The 7,947-nt window shown below is 67.1% G+C and carries 5 protein-coding genes and 2 pseudogenes; 1 reads left to right on the top strand and 6 read right to left on the bottom strand.

What is annotated here, in order from left to right; all coding sequences use genetic code 11:
• Positions 1-51 precede the first annotated feature (51 nt).
• A pseudogene (locus Q0U08_RS14855) lies at positions 52-1,764 on the bottom strand (helicase-related protein); the annotation flags it as partial.
• Positions 1,765-1,950: 186 nt separating this feature from the next.
• Here Q0U08_RS14855 and Q0U08_RS14860 point away from each other — a divergent pair.
• Positions 1,951-3,435 carry a M23 family metallopeptidase gene (locus Q0U08_RS14860; RefSeq protein WP_367271142.1) on the top strand — a complete coding sequence of 495 codons (1,485 nt, stop codon included), beginning with the start codon at positions 1,951-1,953 and terminating at the stop codon, positions 3,433-3,435.
• A gap of 31 nt (positions 3,436-3,466) precedes the next feature.
• Here Q0U08_RS14860 and Q0U08_RS14865 read toward each other — a convergent pair whose 3' ends face one another.
• The 5 genes and pseudogenes from Q0U08_RS14865 to Q0U08_RS14885 all read right to left on the bottom strand — a co-directional run.
• Entirely contained in the window at positions 3,467-4,018 is a 552-nt protein-coding gene (locus Q0U08_RS14865) for a hypothetical protein (RefSeq protein ID WP_298092257.1), read from the bottom strand.
• Between the two features lie 82 nt (positions 4,019-4,100).
• Positions 4,101-5,729, bottom strand: a complete 1,629-nt coding sequence (locus Q0U08_RS14870; RefSeq protein WP_298092262.1) for a DUF87 domain-containing protein — start codon at positions 5,727-5,729, stop codon at positions 4,101-4,103.
• 81 nt (positions 5,730-5,810) lie between these two features.
• Complete coding sequence (locus Q0U08_RS14875; protein WP_298092259.1) at positions 5,811-6,572, bottom strand: TIGR02186 family protein; 762 nt, start codon at positions 6,570-6,572, stop codon at positions 5,811-5,813.
• Positions 6,569-7,483, bottom strand: coding sequence for a sulfite exporter TauE/SafE family protein (locus Q0U08_RS14880; RefSeq protein ID WP_298092260.1), 915 nt, complete (start codon positions 7,481-7,483; stop codon positions 6,569-6,571). The genes Q0U08_RS14875 and Q0U08_RS14880 overlap by 4 nt, the downstream gene beginning before the upstream one ends.
• A 46-nt stretch (positions 7,484-7,529) precedes the next feature.
• Positions 7,530-7,947, bottom strand: a pseudogene (locus Q0U08_RS14885) (hypothetical protein); the annotation flags it as partial.

A 7,947-nucleotide genomic window follows, 5' to 3' on the forward strand; every position in this document is an offset into this window, starting at 1 on the left:
GGCTGGCCGAGGGGATCAAGCGCCATGTGCCCGGCCTTGCCGCGCTGGCCGCGCCACCCCATGCCCTTCCCACAGCACGGTGCCGTCGTCGCTCAGCGTAAAAGCGCGCGGTTCGGCCGCCATCAGGCCTTCGGCCCGGCGGGCGCGCTCATGGCCCAGCCGCTTTTCCGCCGCCGCCAGCAGCAGTCGCTTGTCGGCGGCGCGTGCCCCCGGCTCGACGGTGAAGCGGAACCCCTCCAGCCGGCCGATGGGGTGATCCTCCACCAGCACTTCGCCCTCAGGCCCGACGGTCACCGGCAACGCCCCCGCATCGGCGCCGATCTGCCGGATCAGCGCGGTGGTGCGCTTGTCCACGAAACGCTGCGTCAGACTGGCGTGCAACCCGTCGGACAGCCGCTCCTCGATCTCCCGCGTCCGCCCCGCCCAATGCCCCGGATCCAGCAACCAGTCCGCCCGCTGCGCGATATACGCCCAACTCCTGATCGCCGCCAGCCGGCTCGCCAGGGTCTCGACGTCCCCCGCCATCGTGTCCAGCCGCGCGATCTCGTCCGCAAACCATTGATGCGGCACGTGTCCCGATCCTTCGCTCAGATAGCCGAACACCCGCGAGACGAAGCGCGCATGCGGGTCCAGCCCGACCTTGCGGAAGTCGGGAATGCCGCACGCCGCCCACAGCCGCGCGACCATCGCCTTGCTGCGCACCCGGTCGCGTACCCAGGCCTCGTCCGCCAGCCGCTTGAACACCTGGATATCCATCGCCAGCGGCGCGGCACGCAGCACGCCCGGCGGCGGGCGGCGCTCCAGACTGGCGATCAGCGCATCGATGCTCGACAGGTCCGGCACACCCTCGCGCCAGAACAGATGGTCCAGCCGGGGAAAGCGATGCTCCTCGATCGCGAACACCTCCTCGGGCAGGAACGCGCCCGGCCCTTCCTCGACCACCCCGCCGAAGGTGCCGTCGCGCTGGTGGCGCCCGGCGCGGCCGGCGATCTGCGCCATTTCCGCCACCGTCAGCCGCCGCTGCCGCCGCCCGTCGAACTTCGACAGCCCGGCAAAGGCGACATGCGCCACATCCATGTTCAGGCCCATGCCGATCGCATCGGTGGCGACCAGATAGTCCACCTCGCCTGCCTGGAACATGGCCACCTGCGCGTTGCGCGTGCGCGGTGACAGCGCCCCCATCACCACCGCCGCACCTCCGCGCAGGCGGCGCAGCATCTCGGCGACCGCATAGACCTCCTCGGCCGAGAAGGCGACGATCGCGGACCGCTTGGGCAAGCGGCTGATCTTCTTGGCGCCGGCATAGGTCAGCGTGGAGAAGCGCGGCCGGTTGACGATCTCGGCATCGGGGATCAACGCCTTGATCATCGGGCGCAGCGCCTCCGAGCCCAGGATCATCGTCTCCTCGCGGCCGCGTGCGCGCAGCAACCGGTCGGTGAAGACATGCCCCCGCTCCGGGTCCACGCCCAGTTGCGCCTCGTCCAGCGCGACAAAGGCGGCATCGCGGTCCGGCATGCTTTCGGCGGTACATAGGAACCAGCGCGCATCGCGCGGCACGATCTTTTCCTCGCCCGTCACCAGCGCCACCTGGTCCGGCCCCTTCAGCGCCACCACCCGGTCATACACCTCGCGCGCCAGCAGACGCAGCGGAAAGCCGATAATGCCACTAGAATGCGCGCACATCCGCTCGATCGCAAGATGCGTCTTGCCGGTGTTGGTCGGCCCAAGAACGGCCGTCACGGCGCCCGATACGCGGCTGGTCATGGCCCCTAACATCGGCACTCGGGCGCCGGCATGCAATGATGGGAATGCATGCGCGACGCCCGACCGCGCGCCGCCCACGGTCGACCGCACCGAACCCCCTGATTTCCACGCCTTCATTTGACTTTAGGAAAGCTGCGTCCACAACGCTGAAACACGACGCCGGGGGGATTTCGGCGCCGCTTGAGCGTGGAAATGGTGCCGACGGTGTTTTTGCGGACGGTTGAAGGACTGGAACTGGCCGGGGGCACGGCGGCACGCCCATTCGGGCGGCTGACCGCGCCCGCCACCCCGATCGACCGGCTGCGCGATGCCGTGGCCGGTATCGACTGGGCGCCCGACCTCGGCACGCAGATCGGCAGCCGCAGCTGGTGGCGCGGGCTCGTCACCTGCACCGCCTTGTGCGTCACCACCCTGTGGCTCGCCCCCGGCATCCGCCCGATCACCGGCACCGCCCCCGCGCCACTCACCGGCACCGCCTGGGAGGAACAGCGCGCCCAGACGATCACACCGCTCGCCTGGGGCGCCGACACCGGCCGCCGCATGGCCGCCAACGACCTCGTCGCCCCGCTTGCCCAGGCGCCCGAGCGTCCGATGGTCGAACTGAGCGCGACCATGGGCCAGGGCGATCGCCTCGCCAGCGTCCTTCAGCGCGCCGGTGTCGGGCGCAGCGATGCGCGCGCCGCCGCCGATCTGGTGGCGGGTGCGGTCGATGCCGACGCCATTCCCTCCGGCACCCGCCTCGCCCTGACGCTGGGCAGGCGACCCAACCGGTCCGTCGCGCGGCCGCTCGACAAGCTGAGTTTCCGCGCCCGGTTTGACCTTGCCCTGACGTTGGAGCGCACCGCCAACGGCCTGTCGATGACCCGCCAGCCGATCGCGGTGGATGCGACACCACTGCGTATCCAGGGCTTGGTCGGCGCCAGTCTCTACCGCTCCGCACGTGCCGCCGGCGCGCCCGCCAAGGCGGTGGAAAGCTATATCAAGGCGCTCGCCACGCGTCTGTCGATCGGCCGCGACGTCGCCGCCGCCGACAGCTTCGACCTGATTGTGGAGCGCGAACGTGCCGCCACCGGCGAGGTCCGCCTCGGACAGTTGCTCTTCGCCGGCCTCGACCGTGGCGCGAAGTCGATCCAGCTCGTCCGGTTCGAGGGCGAGCGTGGCCGTGCCGACTGGTTCGATGCCAAGGGCCAGACCGAGCGGCGCGGCTTCATGGGCATGCCCGTCGCCGGGCGGATCACCTCCTCCTACGGACGGCGCATGCACCCGCTGCTCGGCTTCATGCGGATGCACAAGGGGCTCGATATCGGCGCCCCCTATGGCGCGCCGATCTATGCGGTGCTCGACGGCGTGGTGCAGTTCGCCGGCCGCTCCGGTGGCTACGGCAACCTCGTCAAGCTGCGCCACGCCGGCGGCGTCGCCAGCGCCTATGGCCATATGAGCCGCTTCGCCGTCCGTTCGGGCACCCGTGTCCGCCAGGGCCAGGTGATCGGCTATGTCGGCTCCACCGGCATCTCGACCGGCCCGCACGTACATTGGGAAGTGTGGAAGAACGGGCAGGTGGTGAACCCGAAATCGATCACCTTCGCCAATGTCGCGCAATTGTCGGGCGAGCGGCTGCGTGCGTTCAAGCGGCAGGTGGCGACGTTGCGGACGGTGAAGCCGGGGGTTTGAGGTCCAACCGATTTCCCGAGCGGGAGGACGATCAGGGACGAGGAACCCGGCACGTCGCCCCGTAGGCGATCTTGTAAGGCTGGCCGAAGCACCGGATCAACGCGTCGACAACCGCAATATTGGGAGGCCATGTGCCTTCCGCAGAGGCAGCGTCCGGTTTCGTCAGTTGCAGAAGTTGATCTCGCGCCCGGTTCAACGCCGACTTGTCGCCGCGCAGAAAAGCTATTGTCGCATCAACATAAGCGTTCCATCCATAACGGTCATCTTTCGCGGGCTGTCGTGACCTCTCCATCAGCCCGACGGCGGATCCATAGTCGCCAATTGACGCTCGCAACTGTGCCTCATGCCAAAACAGTAATGGAATGCGGCTTTCCTGATTCATGCGATAGGCTCGTATCATATCCGCCGCTGTGCTTTCGCAGCCCGGCTTGGCCGAGAGTGCGCGCCAGCCACCAGCCGGATCCTGATCAAAGGCGTCAAAGCCGAGATCCAAGCTTTTTGGATCATAAACACATAGGTCTGTCGCAGACGGCGGGCTGGATGATTGAACAAGTGACAATAAAAGAGCTGCCATCAGGATCATCAATTATCTCCATCCGGATGTGGTAAGCGGTTCGGACATGGTCCACCATCGATGATGTCGGCCATGTCCTCTGTATCAGAATTTACTTCCCCTGCGACCGCCACCGCTTGATTGTCCGCGCCAGGATCTGATCCTCCCCACCAACGTCTTGCCACAGTTCGGAAAACAGCGGATCGCCCGACGCCGGGCGCCTGGCGTCCTCCAGATCGGCGAAGCGCACCCGGATCGGCACGGCCACGCCCTCGCCACAGACGATCGCCTCGCGGTTGCGCAGCGCCGGGATCGAATCGAGAAACCCGCGCGCACCTTCCGGCATCGCCGCGCGTACGAAAGCCTGATCGCGGTCGTTGTTCAGCCGCATCGAAATGATCGTGCCGCATTGTGACAGCACGCCTTCCGCCAGATCGGACGGACGCTGTGTCACCAGCCCCAGGGCGACGCCGTATTTACGCCCTTCTTTGGCGATGCGCGACAGGATGCGCCCGACCGAGGATAGCTGCTCCGCCTCCGCCGGGATGTAGCGATGCGCTTCCTCGCAGACGAGCAGGATCGGGCGCTGCGGCTCGTTCCTGGCCCAGATCGCATAATCGAACGTCATCCGGCTGAGCACCGCCACCACTACCGCGGTAATCTCCGACGGCACACCCGATACGTCGATGATCGAGATCGGCTTGCCGTCACCCGGCATGCGGAAAACACGCTGCAGGAACGCCGCCATCGTGTCGGCGACCAGCATGCCGGAAAACATGAAGCCGTAGCGCGGGTCGGCCTTGATCTCGTCGATCTTGCCTTTCAGGCGCAGATAGGGCGCGGTGTCGCCCGCCCGGTCCATCTTGCCCATTTCCTGGTTGATGATGCCGGTCAGGTCGGACAGCAGATAGGGAATCGGTGCATCCACCGTCAGCTTGGCAATTTCCTGCCCCAGTCGGCTCTTCGCGCGGGCGGCCAGCAGGCATTTGGCCAGGATGTCCGCATCGACCTGCCGCTGTGCGCCGCTCGAGGTCAGGAAGACCTCGCAATGCTCTTCAAAATTCATCAGCCAGTACGGCATTTGCAGGTTGCCGACATCGTAGATCGCACCGTTATCGCGGAACGCCGCGGCGTATTCGCCGTGCGGGTCGATCATCACGATATGGCCCTGCGGCGCCAGCGCGCAGATGCGGTGCAGGATCAGCGCGGCCGCCGTCGACTTGCCGGTGCCCGTCGATCCGACCAGCGCGAAATGCTTGCCCAGCATCGCATCGACATACAGTGCGGCGGGCACGTCATCGGTCGGATAGACCGACCCGATGCCGATATGCGCACGGTCTTGCGCGGTGTAAATCCGGTGCAGGTCGGCGGTGGTCACCGGAAACACGTCGCATCCGGGCATCGGATAGCGCGTCACGCCGCGGCGGAAGCGGGTCAGCGTGCCCTCGGCATCCTCGTCACCCTCGCCTAAAAAGTCGATATCGGCGGCGATCAGCGCGCCGCCCTGCGCGGTGTCCAGGGTCAGCGCACGGACGTTGGCGACCAGCCAGCTGGCCCCCACCCGCATCTTCACCTGACTGCCCACCTGGCCCGCCGCCGCAGTCATCGGATCGGCGTTGGCCGCCAGCCCTTCCAGCAGCGCCCGGTCGAACAGGATGCGGCTGCTCGAACCGGCGATGGCCAGCACATAGCCGACCGGCGCCGGGCTGGTGCTGGTGGTGAAGGTCTGGAAGTGCGGCATTTCGCCCATGGCGGGTCACCCGATGAAAATTTCGGCTCCAGCCTATCGCCGCCCGGTAAAGATATGGTGAGAGCGTGCCGATCAGGTGCGCCGCGCGATCCATCCCGCGGTCCAGCCGAGCAGTACCGACAACGCCACTGCGGTCAGGCCGTACAGTATCGACGACCGATCCGCGGCGCGTGCCACGAACCGCTCGAACCCTGATTTGCGGATGTCGATATCCCGCACCGCCGCCGCCAGCACACGGCCGTCGCGGATCAAAAAGGTCTCCGCGGTAAAACGCCCCACCGGTACGCGCGCCGGGATGGTGACGCGCGCCCGGTACAACACGTCGTCGGTGATCTCCACCGCGCGTGGCGCCTCGACATACAGGCCGGCACGGCGTTTCAGATCGACCAGCCCTTCCTGGAACCTTCCTTGTTCCTCCGATGGCGCGTTGGAAGCGGGGGAGAGTTGCAGGCTGTCCAGCCCCAGTTCGTAGATCGCGCGGGTCCGCTCATCGACCAGCCGCTCCACCGGCCGCGACGAGGCGATGGCGTAAAAGGACGGGGCGGAGCGGTAGCGCAGATGCCCGGCGTTCACCCACAGGCCGGCGACCTTTTCCTTCTCGCGGATCAGTACCGATTGGGTCGGCCCCTTTACGACGACCACCACATCGGTCGGCCGGTCGTCGCTGGGCGGGCGGCCACCGGGATACAGGATCGCGCCGAACAGCAGCAGTTCGGCGCCGGTGAAGCTGTACACGATCTCGATGTTGCGTTGCGACACGTCGGGGACCAGCACCGGCTTGGCCTGTGCCAGCAGCAGGGGAGAGAGCAGGGTGAGCACGCCCACCGCCTTCACGAAAGTTCGACCGTGAAGATTTCCTCCGGCCGCCACACCAGCCCGAGCAGGATGCGGGTGCCGACCAGCAGCACGATGATCGCCAGCGCCAGCCGCAGATATTCGGGCCGCGCGCGAGAGGCGAACTTGGCGCCCAGTTGCGCGCCGGTCACCGATCCGATCAGCAACAACCCGGCCAGCACGATGTCGACCGCCTTGGTGGTGGTGGCATGCACCATCGTCGCGGCGGCGGTGACGAACAGGGTCTGGAACAGCGATGTGCCCAAGACCACGCTCGTCGCCATGCCCACCAGATAGATCATCGCTGGCACCAGGATGAAGCCGCCACCGACGCCGAGCAGGATCGTCAAAATGCCGGTGAAGAAGCCCAGCAACAGCGGCGCGAGCGGAGAGATGTAGAGGCCCGAGGCATAGAAGCGCGTACGAAAGGGCAGGGCGGCGACCAGCGGATGGTGTCGCCGCCGCGCGGCCGCACCCGCATGGCCCCGGCGGCGCGCCAGGATTGCCTGCACCGCTTCACGCGCCATCATTGATCCGATCGATCCCAGCATCAGTACATAGACGATCGCGATGACCGTATCGATTTGCCCGCTCGCCTGCAGGAGCCGGAAGATGCCGGCCCCGGCGAACGATCCGACCACGCCGCCGGCGACCAGGACGCCCCCCATCTTCACGTCAACGCCACCGCGCCGCCAATGGGCGAACACGCCCGACACGCTCGCGCCCGTCACCTGGCTGGCGGCGGATGCGGCGGCGACCGTCGGCGGGATGCCGTAGACGATCAGCAACGGCGTGGTCAGGAAACCGCCGCCGACGCCGAACATGCCGGACAGGAGTCCCACGCCCCCGCCCAGCGCGATGATGACCAGCGCGTTGACTGACAGGTTGGCGATGGGAAGATACAGGTCCACGCGAAGCTTTATACAGGCCCTCGCGGCAGGTGCCACAACAGGCGGTTCAGAAATCGGTGCCGATCGACAATGCGGGCCCCGATCCGGGTGCTGCATTCCCCGCGACCCGCTGCCGCCAGTCCAGCGACAGCCGCATGCGCTGCCCGGCGACAGGCACCGACAGGCCCAGTGTGGGCCCGGTATCCAGCCGCCGTGCTCCCGGCTGTGCGCCGCCCCACAGACCCACGCCCAGATCGACCCGGATACTGCCGCCCGTCACCTCCCTCGTCACCCGCATCGCCCCATCCGCGAACCCCAGCGCGCGCTCCCGAACGATCACGCCTGCCTGCCCATACCCCTCCACCTCGATCCCCGCTCCAATCGGCGTAGGGTTGATCCCGCCAACGATCATCACCGTCGGCCCACCCGGATACCCATCCAACCCAAACCGCTGTTCCGCAATCAATCGTACGGGATGACGTGTT

The sequence above is a fragment of the uncultured Sphingomonas sp. genome, from assembly GCF_946477935.1.
GTDB lineage: Bacteria > Pseudomonadota > Alphaproteobacteria > Sphingomonadales > Sphingomonadaceae > Sphingomonas.